Consider the following 2,340-nt stretch of genomic DNA (forward strand, 5'->3'; position numbering starts at 1 on the left):
ATATAATAGCAACAAAGGCCGTCAAGATATATTAAATGGAATTATTTCATTTCCAAAAATACCAATCAGAGTCTCTTATCATTTCAAGATAGACCTGAAGAATTTTGGCGTTGCGTTCATTTCAACGGTAGGAAGCACGTTCATGCTCGGATCATCTCCAGAACAGAAAACATCGTGCGGGATTATTGTCGGTTATGCCTATGAGGGACATACCTACGATTTGCCAAAGCCCAAGATAATGATCATCCCGGCGTTTCCGGAGCCCAAGATACCAGCGGACGATTCGGAATTTGACGCGAAGGAACCTGAAGGCTACGCGGTTTGGCTCGTTGATAAGCTCGACGAATGCGTGGAGTTGGAGATGAACCAAGGCTTTGTCGAACAGATCGTCCTCGAGGCAAACCTTCCAGGCAAGCGTTCACCGACGATGTACGCATCCAAGATGACGATGGGACACCGTGGCGGAAAGCTGAACGACTAGTCTCTCATGTTCCCTGTCAGGGTTGATTCCGTTGAAGGTCTTTGCCATCTCATCGCCGGCCGCTACTCCGAAGCGGTAAGAGCTGAACGTCGGGCCGTACTGATGAGACCAAACTTTGGAACCGCCTGGCGCACACTCACAGCGGCGGCAAGCCGGCGATCTGGAAATGCCCGACAAGGACTCGTCGAATGCAAACCTCTACCGCCGAATCTCAGCATCGACTGGGTCGAGAAATACCACCCGCTGATACGGGCTGAGGACCGCGCCAGATAGGTCGAGGGCCTGCGTCGAGCGGGCCTGGAATGGTCCGGCTAAATCGTGCCAGCCGACACCCCGCCGACCTGCGACGCAGCACATTGCGCGCCGCATCTGCCTCGACCCCGCAAAGGCATCGATACCCGGCGGCGCATGGGGGGCCTATTCACGCGCCTTATGGGCGCAAGCCGCTCTACACTGCGAATATGGGCTGATTTTGGCGGCCGGCGCCATCGCTTTCGAAGGTAATGTACTGAGAGTCTGCATAACCGGCGAGGGCAATATAGACCAGTGCCAGTCGCTTCTGATGGATCAGACCGTTGGACCGTTCGATGCGCTCTGCTGTCCAAGAGGCGAACAAGGGACGGACGAATCAGTTTCAACCCAAGAGGATTCCACCTTGCGGGCCTGGTATTTGTCTGACATAATTTACCGTCTCCTAATGTTTAAGTGGGCAATTGGGGTTAGAGATGGCCAAGGAACCTTCTAGTGCCGCTTCTTCGGCAAATAAAGCGGATGCAAATCTGATAGGTAATTCAGAGGGAAACGGGCTGAACTTCATGGCCTCCCAGGCTCGCGAGGGCGGGCCAGGCGGTGACGCTCCAGGTGTCGACAAGATACGCGATCTTTTGTTCGGCAATCAGATGCAGGACTATGATCGCCGCTTCTCCAAGCTTGAGGAACGGTTCCTGCAGCGATTCAAGGATGTCGAATCCGAAACCAAGCGCAACCTTGAAACCTACGAGTCGAATGCCAAGAAACAGGTTGACTCGCTGGCGACGCAGTTGCGCAACGAAAAGGACGCACGCGCCGAGGCCGACAAGGAAATGGACCGCAATCTTCGCGATCAAAACCAGGCGCTCGAAAAGCAGGTGCGCGCCTTATCGGATCAATTGAGTGAGCTCGAGCGCGAATTCGCGGATCGCATGAGCAGAAGCGACCATTTGCTGCGCGAGGAAATCAAGCAGAAGAACGAAAGCGCCCAAATGCTCATGGAGAAGATCTTTTCCGATCTCAGCAACGTCAAGACCGACCGGAATCTTCTGGCCGGACTGTTCGTCGAGGTCGCGAAATGTCTCAACCAGGATCCCGTCGGCAGCAAGGGCAATTCCGAGCGTGGCTGGAAAGTGAGTTGATCGGAACTTGACGTCGAGCGTCGAACCAATCAGCCTTTCTCAAAAACAAGCTTCGAACGATACCGGTATTGATCGCGAGGCTTTGGCCCGCCTTTTGGTGGAAATTGCCCGGAACGTCGATCCGGACAACCATACGCTTTACGAAGGTGTTCCAGCCGCCGACCATCGGCTGGAAAGGCTCCGCCAACTGCTCGTCGGCGGCGAAATCTCGGAGCTGTCCCGCGTTACGCACCTGCTCGACGAACCCGAGCAGCTTGCCGCCGCGGTGGGCAACGTTCTGCCCGAAGCAACTGCGCGCGCGTCCCATACGCAACTCGGCGAGGCTCTTGCCCCGGCTGTCGAACGGGCGGCGCAGCGGTCCATCCAAAAGAACCCAAACACGCTCACCGATATATTATATCCGGTGTTTCTGCCGGCCATTCGCAAGTCGATCGGCGAAAAGATCGACCAAACCTTCCAGTCCCTGAA

At 55.3% G+C, this 2,340-nt stretch carries 1 protein-coding gene and 2 pseudogenes; all 3 read left to right on the forward strand.

The window, feature by feature from the left end; all coding sequences use genetic code 11:
* Nucleotides 1–481: pseudogene (locus tag EOA28_RS39210) on the forward strand (hypothetical protein); the annotation flags it as partial.
* A gap of 725 nt (nt 482–1,206) precedes the next feature.
* Complete coding sequence (locus EOA28_RS32660) at nt 1,207–1,872, forward strand: hypothetical protein (protein WP_042639131.1); 666 nt, start codon at nt 1,207–1,209, stop codon at nt 1,870–1,872.
* A 7-nt stretch (nt 1,873–1,879) separates the two neighbouring features.
* Nucleotides 1,880–2,340, forward strand: a pseudogene (locus EOA28_RS32665) (OmpA family protein); the annotation flags it as partial.

Source organism: Mesorhizobium sp. M2A.F.Ca.ET.067.02.1.1 (assembly GCF_004023285.1).
Classification (GTDB): domain Bacteria; phylum Pseudomonadota; class Alphaproteobacteria; order Rhizobiales; family Rhizobiaceae; genus Mesorhizobium.